The organism is Parabacteroides sp. AF17-3 (assembly GCF_003635445.1).
In the GTDB taxonomy this organism is placed as follows: domain Bacteria; phylum Bacteroidota; class Bacteroidia; order Bacteroidales; family Tannerellaceae; genus Parabacteroides; species Parabacteroides goldsteinii.
The window spans coordinates 93,199-118,564 of sequence record NZ_QTMM01000016.1; the positions used below are offsets into that span (position 1 = coordinate 93,199).

Annotated in this window: 22 protein-coding genes and 1 pseudogene; 4 read left to right on the forward strand and 19 right to left on the reverse strand. The window is 41.2% G+C overall.

What is annotated here, in order from left to right:
* Positions 1-2 precede the first annotated feature (2 nt).
* The 10 genes from DWW91_RS20365 to DWW91_RS20410 all read right to left on the reverse strand — a co-directional run bounded on the left by DWW91_RS20365 (position 3) and on the right by DWW91_RS20410 (position 10,966).
* Positions 3-2,405 carry a TonB-dependent siderophore receptor gene (locus DWW91_RS20365; protein ID WP_122328778.1) on the reverse strand — a complete coding sequence of 801 codons (2,403 nt, stop codon included), beginning with the start codon at positions 2,403-2,405 and terminating at the stop codon, positions 3-5.
* Complete coding sequence (locus tag DWW91_RS20370; protein ID WP_122328779.1) at positions 2,406-3,185, reverse strand: FecR family protein; 780 nt, start codon at positions 3,183-3,185, stop codon at positions 2,406-2,408. It lies immediately after the preceding gene.
* Positions 3,166-3,684, reverse strand: a complete 519-nt coding sequence (locus tag DWW91_RS20375) for an RNA polymerase sigma factor (RefSeq protein ID WP_009859801.1) — start codon at positions 3,682-3,684, stop codon at positions 3,166-3,168. Before DWW91_RS20375 ends, DWW91_RS20370 begins: the two co-directional genes overlap by 20 nt.
* Positions 3,685-3,707: 23 nt before the next feature.
* On the reverse strand, positions 3,708-4,229 hold the full coding sequence (locus tag DWW91_RS20380) for a hypothetical protein (protein WP_122328780.1): 522 nt from the start codon (positions 4,227-4,229) through the stop codon (positions 3,708-3,710).
* Positions 4,230-4,381: 152 nt separating this feature from the next.
* Positions 4,382-5,383 (reverse strand): DUF4249 domain-containing protein, encoded by a 1,002-nt coding sequence (locus DWW91_RS20385; RefSeq protein WP_122328781.1) that lies wholly within the window; start codon positions 5,381-5,383, stop codon positions 4,382-4,384.
* Between the two features lie 13 nt (positions 5,384-5,396).
* Positions 5,397-8,105: a TonB-dependent receptor gene (locus tag DWW91_RS20390; RefSeq protein ID WP_122328782.1), complete on the reverse strand. Its 2,709-nt coding sequence runs from the start codon at positions 8,103-8,105 to the stop codon at positions 5,397-5,399.
* A 6-nt stretch (positions 8,106-8,111) separates the two neighbouring features.
* Entirely contained in the window at positions 8,112-8,987 is an 876-nt protein-coding gene (locus DWW91_RS20395; RefSeq protein ID WP_122328783.1) for a FecR family protein, read from the reverse strand.
* A gap of 93 nt (positions 8,988-9,080) precedes the next feature.
* Positions 9,081-9,650 (reverse strand): RNA polymerase sigma-70 factor, encoded by a 570-nt coding sequence (locus tag DWW91_RS20400; RefSeq protein ID WP_122328784.1) that lies wholly within the window; start codon positions 9,648-9,650, stop codon positions 9,081-9,083.
* 108 nt (positions 9,651-9,758) lie between these two features.
* Positions 9,759-10,037 carry an HU family DNA-binding protein gene (locus DWW91_RS20405; RefSeq protein ID WP_009859795.1) on the reverse strand — a complete coding sequence of 93 codons (279 nt, stop codon included), beginning with the start codon at positions 10,035-10,037 and terminating at the stop codon, positions 9,759-9,761.
* A gap of 38 nt (positions 10,038-10,075) precedes the next feature.
* Positions 10,076-10,966 carry a helix-turn-helix domain-containing protein gene (locus tag DWW91_RS20410; RefSeq protein ID WP_122328785.1) on the reverse strand — a complete coding sequence of 297 codons (891 nt, stop codon included), beginning with the start codon at positions 10,964-10,966 and terminating at the stop codon, positions 10,076-10,078.
* 434 nt (positions 10,967-11,400) lie between these two features.
* Between DWW91_RS20410 and DWW91_RS20415 the strand changes: the two genes are divergently transcribed.
* Entirely contained in the window at positions 11,401-11,670 is a 270-nt protein-coding gene (locus DWW91_RS20415) for a hypothetical protein (RefSeq protein ID WP_009859792.1), read from the forward strand.
* 75 nt (positions 11,671-11,745) lie between these two features.
* Here DWW91_RS20415 and DWW91_RS20420 read toward each other — a convergent pair whose 3' ends face one another.
* Both DWW91_RS20420 and rpsA read right to left on the reverse strand, forming a co-directional pair.
* Entirely contained in the window at positions 11,746-12,141 is a 396-nt protein-coding gene (locus DWW91_RS20420; RefSeq protein WP_009859791.1) for a response regulator, read from the reverse strand.
* Between the two features lie 191 nt (positions 12,142-12,332).
* Positions 12,333-14,132 (reverse strand): 30S ribosomal protein S1, encoded by a 1,800-nt coding sequence (gene rpsA / locus DWW91_RS20425; protein WP_009859790.1) that lies wholly within the window; start codon positions 14,130-14,132, stop codon positions 12,333-12,335.
* Between the two features lie 206 nt (positions 14,133-14,338).
* Between rpsA and DWW91_RS20430 the strand changes: the two are divergent.
* Positions 14,339-14,581 (forward strand): annotated as a pseudogene (locus DWW91_RS20430) (ATP-binding protein); the annotation flags it as partial.
* Here the strand turns inward: DWW91_RS20430 and DWW91_RS20435 are convergent.
* Together DWW91_RS20435 and DWW91_RS20440 are read right to left on the reverse strand one after the other, a co-directional pair.
* Entirely contained in the window at positions 14,493-14,855 is a 363-nt protein-coding gene (locus tag DWW91_RS20435; RefSeq protein ID WP_009859788.1) for a hypothetical protein, read from the reverse strand. The pseudogene DWW91_RS20430 and the gene DWW91_RS20435 sit on opposite strands and share 89 nt — an antisense overlap.
* Positions 14,856-14,857: 2 nt before the next feature.
* Positions 14,858-15,415, reverse strand: a complete 558-nt coding sequence (locus DWW91_RS20440; RefSeq protein ID WP_009859787.1) for an RNA polymerase sigma factor — start codon at positions 15,413-15,415, stop codon at positions 14,858-14,860.
* A gap of 1,377 nt (positions 15,416-16,792) precedes the next feature.
* Here DWW91_RS20440 and DWW91_RS20445 point away from each other — a divergent pair.
* Together DWW91_RS20445 and DWW91_RS20450 are read left to right on the forward strand one after the other, a co-directional pair.
* Positions 16,793-17,191, forward strand: a complete 399-nt coding sequence (locus tag DWW91_RS20445) for a DUF6249 domain-containing protein (RefSeq protein WP_122328786.1) — start codon at positions 16,793-16,795, stop codon at positions 17,189-17,191.
* A 116-nt stretch (positions 17,192-17,307) separates the two neighbouring features.
* A complete protein-coding gene (locus DWW91_RS20450) occupies positions 17,308-18,948 on the forward strand; it encodes a peroxiredoxin (RefSeq protein WP_044245184.1) in 1,641 nt (546 codons plus the stop codon).
* 98 nt (positions 18,949-19,046) lie between these two features.
* Here DWW91_RS20450 and DWW91_RS20455 read toward each other — a convergent pair whose 3' ends face one another.
* The 5 genes from DWW91_RS20455 to DWW91_RS20475 all read right to left on the reverse strand — a co-directional run bounded on the left by DWW91_RS20455 (position 19,047) and on the right by DWW91_RS20475 (position 25,365).
* Positions 19,047-19,688 carry a carbohydrate-binding family 9-like protein gene (locus tag DWW91_RS20455; protein WP_010800704.1) on the reverse strand — a complete coding sequence of 214 codons (642 nt, stop codon included), beginning with the start codon at positions 19,686-19,688 and terminating at the stop codon, positions 19,047-19,049.
* 1 nt (position 19,689) lies between these two features.
* Positions 19,690-20,349, reverse strand: a complete 660-nt coding sequence (locus tag DWW91_RS20460) for a LysE family translocator (protein WP_009859783.1) — start codon at positions 20,347-20,349, stop codon at positions 19,690-19,692.
* Positions 20,350-20,481: 132 nt separating this feature from the next.
* Entirely contained in the window at positions 20,482-22,032 is a 1,551-nt protein-coding gene (locus DWW91_RS20465) for an arylsulfatase (RefSeq protein ID WP_009859782.1), read from the reverse strand.
* Positions 22,033-22,138: 106 nt separating this feature from the next.
* Entirely contained in the window at positions 22,139-23,644 is a 1,506-nt protein-coding gene (locus DWW91_RS20470; RefSeq protein ID WP_122328787.1) for a sulfatase-like hydrolase/transferase, read from the reverse strand.
* A gap of 101 nt (positions 23,645-23,745) precedes the next feature.
* Positions 23,746-25,365: a RagB/SusD family nutrient uptake outer membrane protein gene (locus DWW91_RS20475; protein WP_233584538.1), complete on the reverse strand. Its 1,620-nt coding sequence runs from the start codon at positions 25,363-25,365 to the stop codon at positions 23,746-23,748.
* Position 25,366 lies beyond the last annotated feature (1 nt).

A 25,366-nucleotide genomic window follows, 5' to 3' on the forward strand; every position in this document is an offset into this window, starting at 1 on the left:
GATTAGAATTCTATCGTTTTCTTCTCCCTTTCATTTTTAATGACAGCGTTTCGTTCCAGGGGTTTACTGTAACCCTGGTCGAAGCGCAAACTGATTTTTACCAGGAGCATGTTGTTGTATGATTTCAGGTGGCGCGAAGTATTTTCCTGGTAAAGCGATGTTTCCAACATTCTCTGCTGGTTATGTCTGATACCTGCTGAAATGGGCGGAATGTAGGAGAGCGCAACAGATATCCGTTTATTCCAGAATAGCTTGTTTGCGGATATCAGCCAGTTGTCTTTATCGGTCATTTGATATCCCTGGCTGAGGATTTGCTTTTTCATATTCCGGTAATATCCGACCTGAATACCAAACGATTTGGCAGGGTGGTAATAACTTATTTCTGAGTTGGCAAGCCATCCGTCCGGTCTTGTTCTGATTTCGGCCTTCAATGCTTCTCCGAGGTAATATGTCACATTGTTTTTGAATCGGATATAATTGCCGAAAGGCTGATCATAAGTGATTTGCAAACTATATTCTCTTGTGTTTATATTACAGAAAGACCTGTATAACTTATGTCCTTTTTCGATATATAACTCACTGATTTCATCATGAACATAATTGAGTGCAGGGGTAATTGTTATCCGGTTACCTAATGAAATGCGGGCGGAAACAGTATGCCGGATGGCTGATTTCAGTTCTGGGTTTCCTATTTGTGTCAGGAACGTATCGATTACCAGGCTCATAGGGCTGAGCTGGTATAATAAAGGATAATGCTGATTAGTTGAATAACTGGCATTTATGTTTATGTTTTTATTGATGCTGATGTTGGCCTGTATGTAAGGCAGAAACCGGGTATAATTACTTTTTATATCTCTGTCATATGAGCTTATATGCTCGATGGCAGCCCCGAATTTAGTCTGTATTTTCGTTGAAGGACTAAATTTCATGTAGGCAAATACTTTATTCCGATATTCCCGGTAGTCCAAAAAGCCCCTGCCGTGACTACTCTCCGAACCATACATTCTCCAGGCATTGGAATATCCTAAGTTCATCGATATCTGGGACGATAACGAATATTTTCCCTCAACATTAAATAATGTATGGTTTTTATACTCGTTGTATGTATCCTGGATTATATAGTTCGATGCATCGTTCTGGTCGTATTGGTTTTTTATATCATTGTAATAATAATTGTATGAAAAATCGCTATATAACCGGAAACGTTCGCTAAACTGTCCCTGATAATACAGTGTGCCGACAAATGTGTAATCAGATGTGGCAGTTTCTGTTGAATTTTTGATCGTGCGTCGGTCATTGTTACTTATATCCGTACGTTCCATGGTGTATATCTGGTTTGTTTCTGTCTTGCCGGATACATAATCACCTTGGATGCCAACCGTTTGCGTCGGTGTGATTTGGTAACTGACTCCAGCCGTTATGGTATTATTCTTATGCTCATACAGGTCATTGGGTGTGTTTTCCGGCATTTCTGAAATAAGTTCCACACCTCTGTATATTAAATTTTTGGATACAGGTAAGTCTTGGTTTTCCTTGTTATGAGAATAGGTTGCATAGAAATTGATTTTGTCATAGGTATAACTCATTCTGATTACAGGTTGGTTCAATATCAGCCGTTCGCTGTTGTTTATACCCGAAAGGCTGACGGCTGAAAAATTAGAGGCATAGATGTCATATCCCCGGTAATCCTTTTTCAGGATAATATTGATAATGGCTGTATAGTCATCGGATATGAAACGGCCGGACGCTCCATTGATTACTTCAACGGCATGTATTCTGTTGGGTGACATATATTTTATATGATCCTGCGATTGTTGTATTCCGTCTACTAACAGTAATATATTCTTACTGTCGCTTACTTTGAGGGTATTAGTTGCTTTGTCGAAATAGATCCCGGGTATTTTATGCAATAGTTCTTCCGTATTGTTTATTCCTCTGCGCATATCAGGAGTGATGGAGTAACTGTTGCAGTCTACTTTATGGCGAACTTCATCTGCTGTGATAATTGTTTCGGGGAGTATGAAAATTAGTGTATCTTCGGTTTTCTTGCCGGATGCGGTTCCGGTGAAAACAAATTGTCTGTGAGGTTCGGATGGCTTTGTTTCCGTATTGCTTTCCGGTACTTGCCTGTCTAACGGAATGATGATATATACATGATTTATTTTTTCGACTTTGAACGGTTTATTGTTTAGCAGATAATAAAGGGCGTCTTCCGGATTTTTAAATGTTTTCGAGACGGATATATTATAAGCGGATAACGCTTTGTCATCAAACGATATTTCCATGCCAAGCATTCCTAAAACAGTGTTTAAAGGTTTGTTGGAAACAGTAAGCTGCATTTCCTGTGAAAATGCAGCGATTGTACTTATCAACTGTATGAAAATGATGACTATTGACCTTTTCACTTATTCTATGCTGAATTTGATTCCAAAAGGTTTTCCTATAATTTCGAGTATCATATCAGGTTTTGTGGCCCTGCTAAAATTACCAGTATAGACATGTCCCGGAGGAATGTCTGCTTTGACCCGAATATCATACTGACGTTCTATTTCATTGATCACTTCAACCAGTGGGACTCCTTCAAAAACAAATTTGTCTTCTATCCATCCGATTGATTGACCGGCATTGATATTTTCTTTAATGGTCAGTTTACCGTTATGATAGGTCAGTTGCATATCCGGAGCGAGGGTGGTCGTTTCATTATGGGTTGTCACTTTTACTTTGCCGGTCAGACAGGTTACACGATAGTTCCCTGGCCGTGAAAATATATTGAAACTTGTTCCTAATACATTCACTTTATTCTGATTTGATTTTACAGAAAAACGTTTTCCCTGTTTTACTTCGAAAAAGGCTTCTCCTTCAAGTTCAACATTTCTCGATATAATCCATTGGTAAGGTTTATAGGTAAGCCGGCTATCGGCATTGAGATTTACTTTTGAGCCGTCAGGAAGGGTGACAGCAAGATGCGATCCCCGTTTCGCAATTTCGGTCACGGTATAAGATTGAGAGATTACAGACCCGGTCAGGATAATGGCAACAAGGAGCACGGCTGCATATTTCCAAAATGGGATATGCCGGTTTTTTTTTGAAGATGGGGTATCTTCAAGGCTGGCAAAAGCTTCATTCCAGATATCTTCCTTGCTTTTGCTCCATTGGGGGATTATTTTAATATTGTCCGGTTTCATTTTTAGTTTCCGTTAATAATACTTTCTTTAGAAATTGCAATGCGGAATTCATTCGTTTCTCAACTGTTTTAATACTTATATCAAGGAGTCCTGCAATTTCGTGATATTTTAATTCATCGTTCCGGCTCATCAGGAAAACGATGCGTTGTTTTTCGGGCATCTGTTCCAGAGCTCTGGCATAGGATGTGGCAAGTTCCTTGAAAAGTATCTCCTCTTCGGGAGACAAGCATGATGCGTCATTGCGTATCATATCCTGCTCGAAATGATTCCGGCTTGTTTCTTTCCGATAAGAACTTATCACCATTTCATTCGCCATTTTATATAAAAGGGCTTTCAGGTTATTATTATGTAACTGTTCTTTTTTCTCCCATATTTTCATAAATATCTCTTGCGCTATATCAGATGCCATATCAGTATCGCCGCAACGATAAAATATGAAACTCCGGACAGCATCAAAATATGTATCAAATAAGAGTTTAAACTCCTTTTTACTCAACATTTAGCGAACAGTTTGTCGTTGATCTACTCTTTGTACTTATTCACTTTTTTCATATACCCGATAAATTTATCCCATTCATTTGCTATGGCCTGCATATTCTCATCACGTATTTTTTGTATTTCAGTCAATGAACCTAAAACTGCAATATCAGGATATCCGTCGTTTATAAAAAATTTATTTTCAATTATACTGTAATAGAATACCGGTGAGTTGAAAATTTGGGAGTTGACATCTGAAACCCGGGTCAAGGTAGAAAACAAATACTTGTCATCCAGATAAAATTTAATATTGGCATAAAGTGAAATGGAGTTTTGTTGATAGTAATTGTCTTTAAACCGGATTTCTTTTGTTGTTCCGTTGAACCATAGGATATCATCTCCTGTAAAAATGATTTTCTCAGTGGGTTCGTTTGCCGATTTTGTTTCTGCTTTTATAATGAGTTTAGAATATCCCTCTTCAGGAAAAGGATTCGAAGGATCATTTGAGCAACTACTCATAAATATAGTCAGAAACAATATTGATAAAAATAAATAAAACCTTTTCATACGATTATTATTAATGGATTAAAATTACTATATTTTTTTGAATTAATAACCGTATGAGTTAAAGGATACCCTATATAATATGTTGTCAATTAGTATCCTTTAACTATTTTGCTATTGTTGGATTTGAGAAATGAATTTCCAGTGACCGTTTTTTACCACAATGGCGGGCGGGTCAGGATACGAATCGTCATTTGTTTTTCGGAGCTAGCACCGACAAACCCTAATCCGCCGACAACGTTTTGAGGTATAATGACCGGTTCCATAAAGGTTTCGTTATAGTTTCCCGACTCAAGGCAGTTCATGGCACGCATATACCGATAGTCTGTCTGGGTGATACAGAGTAGCCGGATGACGGCATCTGTCTCTACAAACAGCTTTTCGTCCATATTTTTGTGATCATAGTAGCGTGTATATACATTAAGCGTGTAAGATCCGTTTTCGAAACGACTGTCGGTGAATACATTGTTCACATTTTGGACGGTCATATCAAGAATGCCGAATTCTTCATCATCGGCAGTACTGAGATGACCATCGGTCAACACGATATCTTCCTGACTGATAATATCCGGATAGATGATTGCCGGTCCGTATGTTGTTCCCTCTTCCGGATATGTCCGGTAAGTGTTTTCCTGGATACGCAGTTGATAATAGTTCTTTTCTCCGGATCGGTCGTTGAATGTGATTCTGTACCGGATGCAGTTATCCATATAATATCCTATTTTAATTTTAGTCAGAAGGGTATCTACCTGTATAATTTTTTCGATCGGTTGGGGTATTTTTACTTCAGCCCAGGCGTGATATTGCCCGTTTTCCGCAGCTGCTTCCAGGCGTACCAGATCACCGGGGAGAAACTGGGTTTTCACGCGGCAGTATTTTGTAGAGTCATTATAACTGGTGGAGATCAATTCGGCTTCAGCAACTTCTTTCTTCTCTCCGTTGACATAGATCGTGACGGCTCCATCGCTCACTAATGTTGTTGTCTCGCCATCAATGATATGCAAGTAAACTTGATTCTCTTCTTTTTCGGCTTCCAGAAAGGCATTCATGAGTAGTTGGGACTCTTGAATTTTACTTTGGAAGGGTATCTCGTTCTCACAAGCTGAGAAAAGAGATGTATAGAGTATGAATAATAGATAGGATAAATTCTTTCTCATGTCATTTTCTGTTTTAGAATTTAAATGTATAAGTGACGGAAGGTATACAGGGTAATAAAGTCTGTTTGATCAACCTTGTTTTCCTTTTCCAGGTTGTTTCAGGCACACCTCCTTCTCCAATATGTTCTTGTCCGATGTATTCTTCTTCCAGATAGATCAAATTGGGAGTCATGGCATTATAGGCATTGTAGACAGATATATTCCAAGTGTGTGTACCCCGGCGTACTTTTTTATGGAAGTTAACTCCCAGGTTCAATCGATGACTGACGGGTAATCGGTAATTGTTGCGGTGTTCGATATAATCGAGCAAGTTTCCGTTTATTGTCCCGGTATGCTGTTCGGCTAATGTTGCTGCCCCTCCGGTGTTAAATATCCAGGTGAGTCCAATATCGAACCGTTCACTGAACTGATGGTTCACACAAAAATTTATATTGTGGCGACGGTCATATTTATAGGGGAAACGTTCTCCGTAGTTAATGCTGCCGTCTTTGAACTGGCGGTCACTTTTGGCAATTGTATAGGCCAGCCAGCCGGTTGTTTTTCCCAGCGTTTTTTGTGCAAGTATTTCCAGTCCGAAAGAACGTCCGCGACCCATTTCCACTTTTTCCTGCCATCCTCCTGAGGTTCCGAAGAAAGAGGCGCCATCCTGATATTCCAGAACATTATGCATATCTTTATAATATCCTTCCAACGAAAATTCCCATCCTTTTATCCCTGTATAGTATCCCCCGACAGCATATTGAAATGACCGCATCGGGCGGATATTTTGAGTAACAGGCACCCATAAATCAGTTGGTAGTGAGATGGCTGACGACGATAATAAATGTACGTACTGTTCCATTTGAGTAAATGAACCTTTTATTGCATAGTCCTTGTTCAGGCGGTAGCGGGCGGACAGGCGGGGTTGTGCTGAGAAATAACCTTTCCCCTGGGTGTAAAACAAGGAAAGATGTATACCTGCATTAATACTTAACCGGGTACCTATGTTGAAGTCATCTTCTGCATACAAAGCGCATTCATGGCCATGCAGATTACTGTTAGAAGAATCTTTATAGACGGTATCTTGTGCTACTGATCCGTTTTCTGCTTCTCTCACATTTGAGGTTGTGACCTCCGGACGGAACGTATGATTCAGATAAGAGCCGCCGAATTTGACATGATGGTTCGGGGCAGGCGTATAGTCGAAATCTGTCTGGATACTAACATCGTGTATCCCTGACCTATAATCGGAATTATATGTATAGGTTTCGTTATGCATGGGATCGGTATTGGTCTTTTTCTCGGTTCCGGTGGCTTCCTTTTTATAACTGTCAGCCATTGACATCTGATAATGGTTGTATGCTACAGTCGTGTTACTGAACAACTTATTGTTGAACATATAATTCCAGCGTCCGGCTGCGATAGTATTCCCCCAGTTGATATTGATTTTGCTGTTATAGAAATACAGGCGCGGACCATCGTCATAACCGTCGTATTCCTTATCCCGTTTGTAATCATAATGGTCTTTTCCTTTATAAAAGCTGAGGAAGAGTCGGCTTCTGTCGGAAAACTTATGGTTTACTTTAGCATTGATATCATAGAAGTAATAGTTGTATTTTTTATCTTCCGGCAGAAAAGGTCTTGCCACCAGGTCCAGATAGGTGCGGCGTCCTGTCAGACAGAAAGAAGTTTTGTTTTTTATGATCGGTCCTTCAAAATGCAGCTTACTGGTTAGCAGGCCGACACTGATCGTTCCATGATAATTTTGCATATCGCCGTCATTGGTGCGGATATCGATGATAGACGATAATCGTCCGCCATAACGGGCAGGAAAGGAGCCTTTGAAGAGAGTCACTTTTTTCATGGCCTCCGGGGTGAAGATCGAGAATACGCCCAGCAGGTGATCTGCATTGTAGATCGGAATACCATCCAGTAGGATCAGGTTCTGGTCCGGTCCGCCGCCACGTACATGCAAACCACTGAATCCTTCCATACCCGCCTGTACGCCGGGTAACAGCTGGATTGTCTTCAGTAAATCAGCTTCTCCCAAAACAACAGGTGTGTTGCGGATTTGTTTCATCGGGACATCAAGGGCACTCATCGCAGTGGCATGGATTCCGGTTTCTCTTTTATTTGACAGGACGACAACTTCCTCTAACTGATTGTCGGTCAGTAACCGGATATTCAGCAAGGTGTCCTTTTCCAACCGGAACCGGCATATTTGAGTGGCATAACCAAGGTAGGAGAATGAAAGTGCTGCATCTCCTTCGGGAAGCGTAATACTATAAAATCCGAAAGGGTTGGTCGAAGTTCCTATCCTTCTGTTTTGTTCAAAGATATTCGTACCGATCAGTGTTTCCGATGATATCCCGTCTGTAACATAGCCGCTGATTGTATATTTGCGGTTAACGGGTGTTTCCCGTTTATCTAATAAGATATATTTTCCAGAGATCTTAAAAGCGATTGCTTCGTTTTCGAAAGCCCTGTGTAGAATATCCGTGATAGGAGATTGAGTCATATCCAGGGTTACAGGCTTTTTAAGCTGTATCTTTTCTCCGTAGATGAAAGAGAAGCCGGTAGAATCCTCCAACTGCTTTGCGAATTTGTCTAAAGCAGCATTCCGGATACTGAAATTTAATAATGTGTCTTTATTTTGGGCATCAAGAGGAGTTCTCCCGAAAATAACCCACAAGAGACATATGAGGCTGATGCGGAAAAGCGGGTAATGTATAGAATAGTTCATAATTTACTAAAGCTTAGTGCTGATAATGATAGTATTGTTTGTTATTGTGTAATTAAAATTGCCGGCTCCTTTTAATAATTCGAGCATTTCTTCCAGGCTTTCGCCATTGGTGAAGTTAGCCCGTATATGGTAATTCCGGAGTTCGGGATCGGTAATTTCTATTTTTATATTGAAGGCATGTGAAAGTTGCCGGGTTATTTCCTGCAATGGCAGATAATCGAATAGGAAATGGCCGTTTCGCCAGACAATATCGTTGCTGCTTTTGGGATTTATTTCATGTTGTAAACTTTTCTGTAACCGGTTATAGATAGCACTTTCATTGGGAGAAAGGACGATTCGCCGGTTTTCTTCCGGTATGCTGACGGCAACGGAACCTTCGATCAGGGTTGTTTTTATTTCGGGGTCTTCGGGATAGGCTTCCACATTGAATTGGGTTCCCAGTACCTGTACGTTTACGGACTCTGCTTTTACAATGAATGGGTGCCTGGTATCTTTTTCTACATCGAAATAGGCTTCTCCGGTTAACCGGACTTCTCTTTTGGTTCCCCTGAAACGAGAAGGAAAGCTAAGTGTTGAGTAACGGTTCAGGGTGACAACAGACTGGTCGGGTAGTGTAATGTCCCGTATTTCAGCCAGGGTAGAAATAGTCTGTATGGTGCCCGATTGGATATAATCATATGTATACCAACTGGCCAGGCAGATGAGTATGGAGGCTGCAACGCTTCCTGCGATACGGAGAAATTTTATTTTTCCACTGGCTGGAGAGATACGCCTTTCCAGTATTTTCCAACTGTTTTTAGCGGAGAAGCGTCCTCTCGGTGAACGTGTAGAGGCGACCAGTTGTTCCAGAATCTTATCAAAGTTGTCGTTTTCAGGTGTCATCTTTTCTTTATCTGTTTAATTATTGCTTTCATAAATAAAGACAGAGATGTACGCTGGAACTCACTATGTCGATTTGGTGAAAATAAGTTAAGATTATGATCCGTTCTTGTCTGGCTTCAGGTAGCGTGATAACATATCCCGTAGTCGGGTTACAGCCTTTTGTACTTGTACGTCAACTGTATTGATGCTGATTTTTAATTCTTTAGCGACCTGTGCATAGCTTTGTTTTTCTTCCCGTATGCGGATGAATATCTCCCGGCATTTTTCCGGTAGACGGTCCAGTGCTTTGACATAGTGGGAAAAAAGTTCTTCGTTGATAAGGATTTCTTCCGGTGAATTTTCCTGATTGGCTATCTTATCGGCTATTATTTCGGTAATCTGTTTTTGCCTTTCTTCTTTTGCCAGATAATTCAGTGCAGCATTTTTTACTGTGATAAAGAAGTAATCTTCCAGATTGACTATCGTTTGTAATGACTCCCGCTTTTCCCAGATTTTCATGAATACGTCGAGTACGACTTCCTGCGCCCATTCTTCCTGTTTCAGATAGTAATAAGCAATACGGAAAAAACGATCAAAGCATAGATCATAGAATTTCTGCAAGGCAGTTTGGGAGTCCTCTTCCTTCATTTGTCGTAAATATCTTCTGATCTCTTGTTCAGTCATAATTTCCTTTTCATGCTACTCTGTGGCTGCAAAGATACTTTTTAATCGATAAGTATGACAAATCGTAATAAAAAAAGGACTTATTTTGAAATAAGCCCTTTTTTTCATTTATTTTTCGTTCATCTTCTCTATCAAGAGAGAAGCACATTTGAAATGTACAATCGTTCGCGGTGTGAGTTGAATCACATCCCCGTTTCTGGGGTTTCTTGCCGGACGGCTTGTTTGCAGACGTGGTTTGAATGAACCGAAACCGGGAATGAAAACACGGTCGCCTGCCTTTGTTTTTTCTGCAACCATTTCAGTAAAAGCATCGAGAATAGTTGTTATATCCCGTTTATTGAGATTTGTTTTTGTCGCTAATTCATTGATTAATTGACTTCTGTTCATGACTTTATTTTATTAGTTATTAGATATGTAGTTTAATATTAATAATATGTTTCCATCATGCTTTTCCTGTATTCGGAAGGAGACATGCCAGTGTGTTTACGGAAGAACCGCCCAAGAGAGGACTGATTGGCGAAATTTGTTTTTACAACAATCTCCTGGATGTTAAGAGAAGAATCTCTCAGTAGCGCTTTTATTTCCAGTATGATATATTCCAGTATCCAGTCTTTCGCTGATTTTCCGCTGACAGCTTTTATTATCGTTGTCAGATATTTAGGAGTAATACATAGTTCTTTAGCATAGAATGCAACCTCCCTGTTCTCTTTGTAATGTTGCATAATCAGATAAAAGAATTTGTCTGCAAGTTCTTTTTTATGCACATCCATTGTTGGAATATAAGGAAGGGAACTGATCTTGTATGTATTGTACAGGTCCAGATAGAGAATGCGTAATACATGAATCACAGATTCCCGGGGGTATAGGTTGGATGCAGATTTAGCTTTCGAACAAACCAGATTATAGTAATTTTCAAAGTTAATACTTTCGCTTTCCATTAATTTGTAATGGAAGTGAGTTCGCATATAGATAAAAAAATGTGGCGAAAATCTATGAATACCGCTCAACACATCATTAAACAATGATTGTGAAACAGAAAATGCATTTATCTTAAAATCCTGACTTGTCTCGTATATAGAAACCAGTTGTCCCGGTAATAGAATGACAAGTTCATTGTTCATCAACAAATGTTCATGTGTGTGAACTTTAATCTTTGCACTACCTTCAGAGCAAAGCATAACCAGTCCGTATTGTATATATGACGGATACGGAGTTATAGGAATTTGTTTGACATTCTCATAGAAAATTAAATCATTTTTTATAGAATCAATGGTGTCATTATTTCCTACATGTAATTTGTTTTCCTTTAAAGACATCACCCTATAATTATTTTGTGTATAAAATTAAAACATCGTTCTTTATGATATTCAGACAGTGGAAATATGGTGTGACAATGAAGAAATATGGAACGCTTATTGACATTTTTTTTACAGACAATGCCCTGATGATTTGTAAGAACCATTGTTTATGGTGAATTGTTCATTTGTTACTTCATAAAAAATGTTGTTGTTTCTCTTGAACGTCACCATCATTTTATCACACCCGACCAAACCTTTATTCGGGATGGTGGAACGTTGAAAAAGCATGTACTTTTGAATAATTTGAAGATTCTATGAAATTAAAGGGATGAAATTGTATGAAAATAAGAAGATGTTTGTATATTTAAAGCTGTAAAGAAACAGCAAGTAGAAGTAACTTGTTTATTCTGTAGTTATTAATAAAAGCGAGTATAACTTTAAAGTCAAACATCATGGGAAAGAATCTAATTCACAGCAATGAGTTGCATCTTATTGACAAAAAAGAAATTCACAATGCAGCTAAAAAAATGGTAGAGTCATTGAATCTGGCAGCCGGATCAACGGGAGGTTTCGATATTTATAAAGTCGTTGAAACTTATTTCACTGATCTGGATAAGAGACATGCAATCAATCAGCTTATCGGTATTGGTGAAGATTGTGCTTATTATGGTGCACAAGAACAGGCAGCTGAATGCGAAAAAGCAGAAGCTGCTAATGAGTAGGTAAACGTTTATTTGAAATAAGAAGGAGATACTTGTAATAAGCATCTCCTTTTTTATTTTGTATTTTCGAAGAAATTACCATGTCAACTGCGGCAAGAAACTGGAAAGAACGCTTTTGAGCTCCTTGATGTTGATAGGTTTCGTTACAAACCCGTTGCTTCCGGCTTGGCGGGCAGCTTCCATGTCATTCTCAAAGGCATAAGCCGATTGCATGATGATAGGTATGTCCTGATCAAATTTCCGGATTTCCTTTAATGCATCAATCCCGTTCATTTCCGGCATTTTAATATCCAGAAGGATCAGATCTGCATGTTGCTCCTTATAGATCTCCAATAACTCTACTCCCGTTTTAGCATGAAGTATGTTACAATGCTTTTTCAGAATTGTTTTTAATAATAAGAAATTACTTTCTTCATCTTCTGCGATGAGGATAGTGATGCCTTTGTTTGTTATGTTTTCGTCCATGATCATAATATTCAAGTAACTTCAACAAAGTTCTGTAATTAATTTAAAATACGCAAACTTATCAGGAGTAAAAATAGATGAAAGTCAACAAATATATAGCCTTTCATTATTGAGTGAGTGAATAGGGGGAGGAAATAAAGAAAAAGGAGTTGTTTTTGAAAAAACAACTCCTTTATATCGGTTATCAGTGATACTGATTATTTACCTGAAAGTTTTTCTTTCAAAGCAGCCAGTTCTTCAATGTCACCCAGTGTAGTCTTTTCAACCGGACCAGTTACCATTGCAGAAGATTCTTCGTTCTTGTTGTTGCGTCTTGCTGACGGTTTTTTGTCACCAGCAGGAGCATCTTTCTTAGCGCCCTTCTGTTCATCTTCGAAGATGCGGCTGTGAGAAAGGATGATACGTTTTGCTTCTTTGTTGAATTCGATTACCTTGAACTGTAGTTTTTCGTCTACAGCAGCCTGAGAACCGTCTTCTTTTACCAGGTGTTTCGGAGTTGCGAAACCTTCTACACCATAAGGCAAGGATACGACAGCGCCCTTGTCAAGTACTTCGATGATTGTACCTTCGTGGATTGAACCTACTGTGAAGATAGTTTCAAATACATCCCAGGGATTTTCTTCCAGTTGTTTGTGGCCTAAGCTCAAACGACGATTTTCCTTGTCGATTTCCAGTACCTGAACTTCGATTTCTGCACCGATCTGAGTGAATTCGCTCGGGTGTTTGATCTTCTTAGTCCAAGAAAGGTCAGAGATGTGGATTAAGCCGTCAACGCCTTCTTCGATTTCTACGAATACACCGAAGTTAGTGAAGTTACGAACTTTAGCTGTGTGGCGTGAACCAACTGGGAAGCGAGATTCGATATCTTCCCATGGGTCAGCTTTCAGCTGTTTGATACCCAGAGACATCTTACGTTCGTCACGATCCAAAGTCAGGATAACTGCTTCGATTTCGTCACCAACCTTCATGAAGTCCTGAGCACTGCGCAGGTGCTGAGTCCAGCTCATTTCTGATACGTGGATCAAACCTTCTACGCCGGCAGCGATTTCGATGAATGCGCCGTAGTCAGCCATAACAACCACTTTACCTTTCACTTTGTCACCTACTTTCAAGTCCGGATCCAAAGCATCCCAAGGATGCGGAGTCAGTTGTTTCAAGCCGAGAGCGATACGTTTCTTTTCGTCATCGAAGTCAAGGATAACAACATTGATTTTCTGATCAAGCTGAACGATTTCTTCCGGATGAGAAACACGGCCCCAGGAAAGGTCTGTGATATGGATCAAACCGTCTACGCCACCCAAGTCGATGAATACACCGTAAGAAGTGATGTTTTTAACAGTTCCTTCCAGAACCTGTCCTTTTTCCAGTTTAGAGATAATATCTTTCTTCTGTGCTTCAAGCTCTGCTTCGATAAGAGCCTTGTGAGATACAACAACGTTCTTGAATTCCTGGTTGATCTTAACGATCTTGAATTCCATTGTCTTACCTACAAATACATCGTAATCGCGGATCGGTTTAACGTCGATCTGAGAACCCGGTAAGAATGCTTCGATACCGAATACGTCAACGATCATACCGCCCTTCGTACGACATTTGATGTAACCTTTGATAATTTCGTCTTTTTCAAGAGCTTCGTTAACACGATCCCAAGAACGTGTAGCGCGAGCTTTCTTGTGAGAAAGGATCAACTGTCCTTTTTTGTCTTCCTGGTTTTCGATGTAAACTTCTACTTCGTCACCAATTTTCAGATCCGGATTGTAACGGAATTCCGCCATTGATACAACACCGTCTGATTTGAAACCGATGTTCACTACAACTTCACGTTTGTTCATTGCAGTAACGGTTCCCATAACGACTTCCTTATCCTTTACAGTGTTCAGGGTTTCGTCATACGTTTTTACAAGGTCGTCCTTGCTTACGTCACCGTAAGTTTCTCCCTTTTCATAGGAGTCCCAGTTGAAATCTTCAACCGGCTGAATGTTCTTTAAATTTTCCATTCTCTAATTGTTAATACTTAAGTTTGTTTTAATTAGTAAGTTAGACATTATGTTGTCATCTCTCAAAAATCGGGGCAAAGGTAATGCTTTTTTCTGATATACAATAGTTTTGCCTTGGAATTTATGCTTTATATCACTTGCTTTTTCTGATTGGATATTACTGATATCCGCTGGAGGACTATTGATGTGTTATTATGTTTTCGAAAGAGAAACAGTCCGCAGTTTTCCAGCGTTTTGAAAAACTGGACGACTATAAATCCGGTGCCGGTCTGGGGTTATCTATCTGTACACTGATCGCAGACCGTTTGGGCGGAACTCTTTCCATTGATCCCACCTACGAGAACGGGGCCCGTTTCGTCTTTACTCATCCTTGCGAAATACCTTCCTCAGCTTATAGTCAAGGAACAGCAGGAACAACGTTAGTATTCCGATATAAAAATAAAAACTAAAGATGGGGAGGTCGATTTTCGGCCATGTTATTTTCGGCACGGTTATTTGTGGAAAATCCATGTAGAAGAGGAAAGCGGCAGCCATCCCCAGCATCCCCAGCGAAGCCACAATGACAGCAGCCAACCCGAACCATTCGTTCCGTTTCTTAACCTTGACGGTCTCTTTGGCAATCTGCTGCATCACATTCAGACGGAATGATGCGGGCAACTCTTCTTCCGGCATTTGCCTGAACAGGCTTTCCAGTATATCAGGGTTCTTTTTGTTGCTGTCCATATTTAATTTTCCTCCATTCCTTTAATTAATACAAATAACTTTTTCCGTATGCGGTGTAACTTCACTTTGATATTGGATGCCCCAAGACCGGTTATCACGGTCAGTTCGTCCACCGTTTTCTCTTTCATATAAAAGAGCAGTATCAGTGCCCTTTCGTCCGGGGGGAGTTGTTCGAGGGCCGCTTCCAGCTTATCGAGTTGTTCGGTTGTCGAACTACGTCCCAACATTTCGCTGACCTCTTCTTCCGACACATTGCTGATCTGCGATTCTTCAATGGCGACAAATTCCTGTCTCTTCCTGCGCAATTCCGAAATAGCCGTGTTATAGGCAATCCGGTAAATCCAGGTGGAGAAACTACAATCGCCCTTGAAAGACGACAAATTACGAAAGACCTTCATAAATACATCTTGCGCCAGTTCTTCCGCGTCTTCCTTACTATGTACCATTTTAAGGATTAACGAATGAACCGGACGACTGTATCTATCGAGCAGACAGGCAAAGCATCCTGTATCTCCCGCTTGTACTCTTTCTATGTAATATGCGTCGCTATACAACTCCATCCTATTTTATGGACGCAAGTTCGGCAATTTGGTTACAACTTACAACTGAAAAATGTGAAACATTTTTCTACGCCTGAATCAAATAATCCCCTTCTCTGTTTGGATTAAATAAAATATAGCCTACATTTGTCCCGTTACCTGCTATCGGGTAATAAAACAACTAAAACTATTGATTATGGAAAAGTAGGTGAATATCATGCTCGACAAGGCTTTTAAAACCGTATTCGGTGAAAAGCAAGTAGCAATCTGAATTTCAGAGTTGGCGCACCGATGTGGTGCTATCAAAATTGAGCTATCTAATTATAGACTGGTTGTAACACAGTAAATAGTTCATTTATTTCTATAATTAGAAAACAGCTATTCTTGGAATCAAATACAAGAGCGTAAATATAAGCCTGTTTGTTATCTGATTCGCCCTCCTTATGAATTGCATACTATTGCATTCAGCTTTCAGAAGCCCTGTATGGAATGTTTTTCAATGCATCCGGCTGAAGGGATGAAACTGTAAAAAATGTATACGAGAATTCAAGGTTAAATAGCTGCCGGTAAAATATAAGACTTTTGTCTTCAAACATATCAACTTTGTCATCCCAAAAGCGGTCTTGACAATTCGGAACACCTATGCTTTTGGGACGGATAACTTCTCGCCGGCAAATAGATAACTACGGGGTGACGAACGGATGCCTACTTACCGGAATCAACTTCCTGTATAAAGCATCTTTCAGGTTGATTTGTTATTTTTCAGGCAGTTATGTATCCTGAAACCTGAAAGGTAAAGTTTGAAAACTTTATTGGGGGGAGATTTATACAGCGCAGGCTTCGCTCGACGGAGGTTAAAAATGAATCTCATTTCGTTCCGGCAATGCCGGCATCAGTTATCATTGCCTTTCATCCGGCAATGTGACTTTTTAAATTAGTTCTTTCATTTCTTATAAATAGATAAAGGAGGAACTATTACATACCCCCTTACCTGTTGTCTCTTAGGTCTTTACCAGGTAAAGCTACCCTGTACACCCTAGTCGGTTAGGGTGTACACCTTATCCGGTTACCCTGTACACCGTAGTTGGTTTTCCTGTACAGGATAGTAATATCAACTAATTACTAATGAGTTAGTTAGTGGTTGCTTTTGAGATAATCGCCAGTAACCTACTGGATAACACTCGATGACAAGTTCACCACGCTGTCTTATTTTATTTATCATGTCATCAAACATACTGTCGTTGCCTATTTGATGATTATATACGTATTACATAAAAATGTGATTTCTCCATTTTCAAGCGATTTTTTTATGGAAGATATAATGAAACCTGTAACCTTTTCTAAGAAGCTGCGTCAAACTTATAAATGAATTAATAATAACATTTAATATTTACTGCTATGATGGATTTTATAATGGTTCCGCTGATCGTCGGAATAGTTTGTGCCGGTATTTACGGCTTGTTTGAATTGTTTGTACGTAAAAAAGAACGTTTGGCTATTATTGAGAAGATCGGGGATAAACTGGAGCCTTCCGCTTTCGATGTGAAGATCGGTTTACCACGTCTGGCTACTAATTTCTCTTTTAGTTCTTTGAAAACCGGGTGTTTGCTGGCTGGAATCGGATTGGGGTTGCTGGTCGGATTTATTATCTCTGTGTCGCTTACAGATTTTAATCTTGATGGACGGCGCGAATTGATCAGTACGGTATATGGTGCATCAGTCCTGTTGTTCGGGGGTATCGGATTGATTATAGCTTTCGTTATTGAATTGAAGTTATCGAAAGATAAAAATAAATAATCTGGGGAGTTGTGTGTTTGATAAGGGTGGGGGTATACTTCCATCCTTATTTTTTTTGTTTATTGTGGCATATTACTTACTTTTGATAAATTATTAATCCTTTGATTTGACTGATTATGAAAATGAAACTATTACTTTTTCTGATGATTTGCCTCAGTGTCGCTTGTACAAAGCAAAGCCGCGTTATCGATTATCCGGTTATTGATAATAAAAATACAACAATTATGGAAGTTTATCGGGTGGAGCTGACAGATACGGCAACGATTCTCTATGCGGAAATGTACAACCGTCCGAATTATTGGGTTCGCCTCTCTTCGGGTGCCTATCTGGAAGGTGTTACTTCGGGAAAGAAATACAAATTACTGAAATCGTCCGATTTTGAACTGGATAAGGAGGTTTATATGCCCGAATCCGGCAATTCTCCGGCTACGTTATTCTTTGAGCCGGTAGATGAGAATGAAGAAGCCATCAGTTTTATCGAAGGATCGGAAAAAGGAGATTTCCATATCGAAGGCATACATTTGAAAAAGCAGCCTGCTCAACCCGGTACTTTTGAATGTGTACTGGAAGGAGAAGTAATAGACCGCCCTGAAAGTTCCCGCCTGACATTGATACGTGCCGGAAAAGATATGCGTACTACCCCGTTTATTTCTATCCCTGTCAGGGATGGTAAATTCAGTTATACGTTGACTGCGAATGAAAACGAGACCTACGAACTGGTTTTCTGGGAAGAGCACTTGAACGGTGCCTGGCGTCCGACCTATTTTATCTCCGAGAAAGGAACTTTACATTTCACTCTTTACCCGATGGAACACCGTCCGCATAGTATCTTACAAACGGAATCCGCTTTGAATAAAGAAGAAATCCGTATGCAGGAGGAAATGGAGAAATTGTATCCTGTGAACCAATTGGAAAAGGACCGGGATGCCCTGGATCAGGAGGAACGCTATTATTCAAAAGAAATGTATGATTTAAAGAAACGTATATCTGCTGCGAAAACGGACGAAGAACGGAGAACGCTTTATCCGGAATATGACCGTTTGAACAAAGCCGGAAAAGAGTTCTCGGAAGAAGGCATTGCGCTGAATAAGAAGTATAAAGAATATTTTGAGGGCATTCGGCAATGGAAACTTGATTATATGCAAAAAGAACCGACATTGAACGGCTTATGTATTTTGAAACAGATGCTTGACCGCGCTATTATGATGGCCCGCTATAGTCCGGGGGAGGAAGATGTTTCCGTCTATCAGGATATATTTGAAAACAAGTATAAAGAAAAATTCTCTTCCCATCCTTATATCACGGATATGGAGCGTATCATTGCGAGTTTGAATGTAAAGGTTGGAGGTTCTTACATTGACTTTTCTGCCCCGGACCTTGAAGGGAATATGGTAAAACTTTCGGATCAGATAAAAGGGAAAGTAGCTTTAATCGACTTATGGGCTTCCTGGTGCGGACCGTGCCGCCGTTTGTCATCCAGCATGATCCCTATTTATGAAGCATTTAAAGACAAAGGATTCACCGTAGTCGGCATTGCCCGTGAAAATAATAACACGGATGCCATGAAAAAGGCAATCGAACAGGACAAATACCCCTGGTTGAACTTAGTCGAACTGAACGATAAAGGAAATATCTGGGAAATGTACGGTGCCGGCAACAGTGGCGGCTGCACCTATCTGGTAGATAAGGATGGAAAGATTTTGGCAATCCATCCTTCGGCAGAAGAGGTGACTAAGATTTTGACGGAACTACTTTGAGTCGATAAGAATTAAGTCTGAAAAATACCGGAGACCTGAAAGGTTATATAATATCACTTTCAGGTCTCCGGCATTTTTTATTTTATTGAATAAATGTCTTATAAATAAATCTCTCCGAAAAACTCCGGACGGTGGAAGTCGGGGCTTGGGAGGTCTATCGGGTTCCAGCTGACAAAGTGGGGATATTCTGTATCGTCCGCACATTTGTAGAAATTGCCCAGAATCTTTTCCGGCAGGTTTTCCGGATCGAGTCCCATGAGCCTGAAGGGGATAGATACGACCAACTCCCAGGAGAATACACCTGTCTTTTCTGAAAAAGGTTTGTTCTCTATGGATGAATACCGACGGATAGAAGTGTATTCATCGGTGTTTAGTGATCTTTTGATATCACGCGACTGGCGGCGGGCAGCATCACAAGTCCCGATACAATTGAACTCGAAATTCATGTAGTTGTGATCATCGACCGTTTTCATGAAAAACTCGACACAACTATCTGTATAAACCGGGGAACCGTCTGAGCTGTGAACAGCCTTTAAAGAATTCCCTTTTACGAAATAACGGATATAAAGATTTTCATCCGTTCGCGCAATATCGAAAGCGACAATTGGTTTATAAGGGTATTCTTCCCAATTGATGACATCGATATACTCTCGCTGGGCTTTGTTTTCCAAGAGAAAACCGACTGATGATAAATCCAGCACATCCAGCGTTACTAAATAAGGTACTTTAAGCTTCTTCATGTTAATTATAGATTTGGAGCAACGGCAAATGGAAATATGAGGTGAGGAGTACCGATAATACCCCTACAATAGCCAATATAATGATGACTGTCCCTACAATCCGATTCAATAACCATATTCCCCGTACATTAAACCACTTTTTTAATTTCGCAACTATATATGTGATGCCGAACCACCAAAGGACGGCACCTATTCCTATGCATATTATTCCTCCCACCAACATCCAGACGGAATGATCCGGCAACACAAATCCAAAACGCGCAAACAGTCCTATATATAGCAGCACGATTAATACGTTGCTAAAGGTAAGAAGAAAAGCTGTAATAAAATCCTGTGTGAACGATAACTTTTTTTCACGTTGCTTTTTTAAGTTTTTTACAGGATTGGATTGATATATGTAGTAACCGAAAAGACCGAGAACGATACTGCCCATTAGTTGGAGCGGTGCCTGGTTGGCTTCCACGAAGTTGACGACAACTCCCATTCCCAGGCAGGTCAGTGCCGCATAGATGACATCCGATAAGGCTGCTCCCAGGCCGGTAACGAAACCGTGCCAACGTCCTTTGTTCAATGTTCTTTGTATACACAACATACCTATCGGGCCCATAGGGGCTGATACAAGTACGCCTATCACAATTCCTTTACTAATAAGTCCCAGCATTATCCTTTTATTTTCTGCCAAATTGCCACAAAGATAATGCCTATTCCCTGATAAAAAAAGGTAAAAACATAAAAATGGCCCGGAACTTTCGCTTCGGACCATTGATTTATAGTCTAAACAGATAAAATCTGATTATTTAGGTTTGACTGTATTGTTACGTACACCTTTCAGAATTTCCTGTAACTGATAAACGACTTCCGGACGTTTTTCAGCGAGGTTTTCCTGTTCGCCTACCTGTGTCATATCGTACAGTTGAGGAGTTTTGGAATAACCGGTCTCGATCTTCGGTCCCCAGGGAACTATTTTCGGTCCGTTGCTGGTTTCAATGTATTTCCAGTCTTTTGTGCGGACAGACAACGTATGGTCGGATGCCTGTTCGATCACCCAAGGACGGTCGGCATTGTCTGTTCCCAGCAAAGTGCCCAGATAATTGTAACTGTCGGGGGCTGCTCCCTTGGGAAGGACGGAACCTGTCAGTGCTGCCAGTGAAGCGAACCAGTCAACCTGCGACATTAATGCGTCAGAGACTTGGCCTTTTTTTATTTCTTTCGGCCAGCTTGCAATAGCAGGGATACGGGTTCCGGCTTCAAATGCACTGTATTTACCGCCGCGTAACGGACCGCCCGGCTTATGATCGCCCAGCAGTTCTTCTGCCTGATCTGCATAACCGTCATCCACAACAGGACCGTTGTCGCTGGAAAGGATGATCAAGGTGTTTTCTCTTAGTCCCAGCCTGTCGAGTTCGTCGAGGATTTGTCCGACACTCCAGTCAAACTGCACGATAGCGTCGCCTCTCAATCCCATCGGGTTCTTGCCTCTGAAGCGGTCGTGCGGGAAGCGGGGAACATGTACGTCGTTTGTCGCGAAATACATGAAGAAGGGTTTATCTTTGTTTGCTTTGATGAAATCGAGGGCATGTGTCGTGATGGAATCTGCCAGGTTTTCATCTTTCCATAAAGCCTTGCCGCCGCCTTTCATATAACCGATACGTCCGATACCGTTTACGATAGCCATATCGTGACCGTGGCTGTGTTTCAGGTTATATAGAAGCTCCGGATGATCTTTTCCTAAGGGTTCGCCTTCGAAAGGTTTCTGATAACTTACTTCGATAGGAGCGGACGGGTCGTAGTTGGCCACTTTTCCGTTTTCGATGAATACACAGGGAACACGGTCGGCTGTCGCTGCCATGATATAGGAATAGTCGAATCCTAAATCACCTAATGCGGCAGGCAGAGGAGCGTTCCAGTCCTGTTCGGCAGTCTTGTCGCCCAGTCCCAGATGCCATTTACCCAGGGCAGCTGTTGTATAGCCTGCATTTTTGAACATATCGGCAATGGTATAGCGTTCCGGGCGGATAATCATTCCGGCATTACCGGCAGCGATGTCCGTACCGGGTCTGCGCCAGGCATATTCTCCGGTAAGCAGGGAATAACGGGATGGGGTACTGGTGGCCGCTGTTGCATGTGTGTTGGTAAAGCGGATACCACTGTCTGCCAGTTTGTTTACATTTGGCGTTTGTACGCGGGTTGCTCCATAGCATTCCAGGTCACCATAACCGAGGTCGTCGGCATAGATAAAAATGACATTCGGGGTCTTTGCCTCTTTCGCCTTTTGGGCATGAGAGGTGGAGGGGGAGAATAAGAAAGCTCCCAGTCCGAGACCGATCAATACGTTTGATTTCATAATATTTAAAGTATATATAAGTTTATGATATTTTTGTTTAGGAACTAAAGGTCTGCATTTTTTCTATATCCGCCTTGCTGTACGCTGTATTTTTAACGGATATTGTCTACTTTTTCAAGATTGCAGATAGAATTTCCTGTTGTATCTTAGGATGCTTAATCCTTGGGTCGTTGTATTGTTCCCCATATTCTTTCAAGTCAGCAGCTAACCGGGAAACGATTTCCTTGTAGGCCGGGTCCCGATAGCAGTTGACTAGTTCATCCGGATCTTTTTTCAGATCGGTGAGCCAGGGAACATCAGATGCATATTCGGAATAGGTCAGTTTATATTCCGGAGTTACTGCTGATATCCATTTCGTTCGCATCGCTGTAGCCGATTCATCCCAATCGCTTTTTATTTTAGGAGTAATTGCCCGCATAAAGACTATGTCTTTGTATTTTTCCGGAAGTTTCTCTCCTTTCCATAGAAGCGATAAATCACGACCATCATACTGTGTAGTAGGTCGTATATTACAGAAGCTCAGCAGGGAAGGAGTGAAATCGGTTACAGACATGACATTCTCTACCTTGATCCCCTGACGCATACCGGCCGGGTAACTGATGATAAACGGTACCCGTGAGGAATCATCAAGCGGAACGCCTTTATTGATCAGTCCGTGCTGGCGGCACATGTCTCCGTGGTCGGAGGTGAAGATAATGATTGTATTGTCCAGGATACCGGCACCTTTCAACGCATCCAGGATGCGCCCTACATTATCGTCGATACATTTAATCATTCCGAAATATTGAGCCATATCCTCGGGTTGGTCTGCTTTCAGGTTATTTCCGTGTGACCAGGCGGGGCGTCCTGTCGTATCCGTTAGTGCTGTTGCCGGTTCTTTAAATCTGATCCGGCTATACATGGTGTCATATGGTGGCCTTACCAGATTGGCGCTATGCGGGTCCGGGAAACAGAGCATGCAGCAGAACGGTCCTTCCTTATGCCGGTTGATGAACTCAATAGCCTGCGTGGTGAAATAGTCGGTAGGGAATGTCTGTTCGTCCGTGCTTTTCACATCTGCATCCTTTCTGAATGTCGGTCCTTCGGCTGTTTCCTCTATTTTTTTCCAGTGGCCGCGGTTATACATATAACGGTTGTCTGAAAAACCGAAGTCCCGCCTGGGATGCCATTCGGGGCGTCCTTTGCCATTGAGATGTAATTTACCGATGTATCCGGTAGCATAACCGTTCTGTCGCAGTGATTCTCCGAATGTTACGGCTGCATCAGACAGTACCATGTCGTTTGTCCATACCCCGTTATTCTGCGGATAAAGTCCGCTCATGAAAGATGCCCGGCTGGGGGAACTGACCGGAGACGTTGCATAACATCGCGTAAATAATACCCCCTGATGTGCCAGACGATCGATATGGGGTGTTTCAACGACAGCTTCTTTTCCCCAGGGGAAAGCTTGCTCATTTTGCAGGCATTCCCGGTAACATCCCAGCGTACGGAAATTGTGCTCGTCGGTATGGATGATAACAATATTGGGTTGTTGTGTTTGGGAAAAACCTCCGGAAACGATAACAGATAATAAGGATGCAGGTAAGATTACTTTATTTATTTTATGTTTCATGATATCGTTGTTCAGGTAATGTTTAATCAAAAGCAGAAATAAAAACAGAGATACCGAAAGTATTGTAAGCAACCGGTATCTCTGTTGTGTTATTAAACCGACTATCTTAAATTTGGATTGATATTCTTTTCAGATAGTGGAATAGGCCAACGTTCTTGTCCGGTTTTGAAATTACGTTTGTCAACATACCAACGATTATACGGATCAGGCTGTCCATCTTTCTTTTTCATTAGTTCCTGATTCGAAATATAGAATGGCGATCCGTAAATATCCAGATTCAGACGTTCTTCGGCAATCCCCCAGCGGTATAAATCCCAGAGGCGAAGTCCTTCAAAAGCAAATTCGATCATACGTTCTTTTTGTATGATTTTACGTAATTTATCCGGATTGGTTTCTGTAATGCCAGGCATGCCCACTCGTCCTCGTACTGCATTTATCGTCTGATCCAAAAGAGTTTGTGTGATCGGTGTGCCTGCTTCCATCTCTGCTTCCAGATACATCATCAGTACATCTGCATAGCGGGCAAGAGGTACATTATTTCCGTATTTGGTTATATCGCCATTCCAGCTTTCGTCGAAATATTTGCGTAGAAGGAAACCAGTCTGGGTTGTCTGTCCCGGACCGATTTTATCAGCGGCAGTTGTTTCCGGATTACAATTGTAGATGGTTCCCCTGAAGGTTGCTCCGTCATAGTAGATTGTATAGTCCAGACGTGGGTCCCTGTTTTCTCCGAAATTATTTTTATTGAAACGTGGGTCATCATAACTGAATGGCGTTCCGTCCAGAAAATCATAAGCCTCGAATAACGTACTGGAAGCATTTACCAAACACCATCCTCCGTCTTTTATCGGATAGGCATGCTGAGGTAACCCATGTCCTGCCAGGTCATCTACAAACTGTGTTGCGTAAATATGTTCGGAACTGTTAATCGCCCCTGGGTAGAATAGCTTCTGATAATCAGGATCTAATTTATTGTCTCCCCAATCGATGATCTTTTTACATGCTGCCGCTGCTTCTTTGTAATTTTGGGCAATCAGGTGTGTACGGGCCAGATAAACCAGTGCGGCCTGTGCTGTTGCACGTCCGCGTTCTGATGCCGGAAGGTCCTTATGATGCGGAAGAATGTCTGCAATTTCGGTTAATTCGTCTATTGCATATTGAAGAACTTCTGCACGAGAGGATTTGGTCACTGTATTAGCTTCTTCCAGGGTTAATACTGTTTTGATCAGCGGAACATCATAATAATAGGATGCCAGATAAAAATACTGTACCGCGCGAATGAAACGGGCTTCTGCTTTCATCCGTTCCATTTCCGGATTATCGGATCCTAGCTTGTCGATTCCTTCAATAAATCGGGCACAGGCACTGATGCGCCGATAAGGTTTCTGATACAGGTCATTAACCCATCCGTTGCTTTCATCTATTTGCCCGGATGTCAGTTTTCCCAGATTATTGTTGAATCCGCGGCGGTCGTATCCTATGTCACTGACTCCGTCTATTAATATTTTTGCGCTGTATGCCCACCAATCGGAAGCGCCGTAGTCCACTCCATAGGTGATACCGCCACGGTATAAACCGATGAGGGCAAGTTTTGTATTTTCTTCTTTGTCGAAGAATGTATCTTCGCTGAAGTTTGTCAGCGGATAACGGTCCAGTTCACAGGATGCTAAAGTCGCAAGAGCAACAAAGGCCATTATTGATTTCTTTATAATTGATTTCATG

Excerpts from the sequence above, each read along its gene's own strand:
- DWW91_RS20370 (WP_122328779.1), bottom strand. The coding sequence starts at position 3,185 with ATGAAACCGGACAATATTAAAATAATCCCCCAATGGAGCAAAAGCAAG.
- DWW91_RS20375 (WP_009859801.1), bottom strand. The coding sequence starts at position 3,684 with ATGTTGAGTAAAAAGGAGTTTAAACTCTTATTTGATACATATTTTGAT.
- DWW91_RS20380 (WP_122328780.1), bottom strand. The coding sequence starts at position 4,229 with ATGAAAAGGTTTTATTTATTTTTATCAATATTGTTTCTGACTATATTT.
- DWW91_RS20385 (WP_122328781.1), bottom strand. The coding sequence starts at position 5,383 with ATGAGAAAGAATTTATCCTATCTATTATTCATACTCTATACATCTCTT.
- DWW91_RS20390 (WP_122328782.1), bottom strand. The coding sequence starts at position 8,105 with ATGAACTATTCTATACATTACCCGCTTTTCCGCATCAGCCTCATATGT.
- DWW91_RS20395 (WP_122328783.1), bottom strand. The coding sequence starts at position 8,987 with ATGACACCTGAAAACGACAACTTTGATAAGATTCTGGAACAACTGGTC.
- DWW91_RS20400 (WP_122328784.1), bottom strand. The coding sequence starts at position 9,650 with ATGACTGAACAAGAGATCAGAAGATATTTACGACAAATGAAGGAAGAG.
- DWW91_RS20405 (WP_009859795.1), bottom strand. The coding sequence starts at position 10,037 with ATGAACAGAAGTCAATTAATCAATGAATTAGCGACAAAAACAAATCTC.
- DWW91_RS20410 (WP_122328785.1), bottom strand. The coding sequence starts at position 10,966 with ATGTCTTTAAAGGAAAACAAATTACATGTAGGAAATAATGACACCATT.
- DWW91_RS20415 (WP_009859792.1), top strand. The coding sequence starts at position 11,401 with ATGGGAAAGAATCTAATTCACAGCAATGAGTTGCATCTTATTGACAAA.
- DWW91_RS20420 (WP_009859791.1), bottom strand. The coding sequence starts at position 12,141 with ATGATCATGGACGAAAACATAACAAACAAAGGCATCACTATCCTCATC.
- rpsA (WP_009859790.1), bottom strand. The coding sequence starts at position 14,132 with ATGGAAAATTTAAAGAACATTCAGCCGGTTGAAGATTTCAACTGGGAC.
- DWW91_RS20435 (WP_009859788.1), bottom strand. The coding sequence starts at position 14,855 with ATGGACAGCAACAAAAAGAACCCTGATATACTGGAAAGCCTGTTCAGG.
- DWW91_RS20440 (WP_009859787.1), bottom strand. The coding sequence starts at position 15,415 with ATGGAGTTGTATAGCGACGCATATTACATAGAAAGAGTACAAGCGGGA.
- DWW91_RS20445 (WP_122328786.1), top strand. The coding sequence starts at position 16,793 with ATGATGGATTTTATAATGGTTCCGCTGATCGTCGGAATAGTTTGTGCC.
- DWW91_RS20450 (WP_044245184.1), top strand. The coding sequence starts at position 17,308 with ATGAAAATGAAACTATTACTTTTTCTGATGATTTGCCTCAGTGTCGCT.
- DWW91_RS20455 (WP_010800704.1), bottom strand. The coding sequence starts at position 19,688 with ATGAAGAAGCTTAAAGTACCTTATTTAGTAACGCTGGATGTGCTGGAT.
- DWW91_RS20460 (WP_009859783.1), bottom strand. The coding sequence starts at position 20,349 with ATGCTGGGACTTATTAGTAAAGGAATTGTGATAGGCGTACTTGTATCA.
- DWW91_RS20465 (WP_009859782.1), bottom strand. The coding sequence starts at position 22,032 with ATGAAATCAAACGTATTGATCGGTCTCGGACTGGGAGCTTTCTTATTC.
- DWW91_RS20470 (WP_122328787.1), bottom strand. The coding sequence starts at position 23,644 with ATGAAACATAAAATAAATAAAGTAATCTTACCTGCATCCTTATTATCT.
- DWW91_RS20475 (WP_233584538.1), bottom strand. The coding sequence starts at position 25,365 with ATGAAATCAATTATAAAGAAATCAATAATGGCCTTTGTTGCTCTTGCG.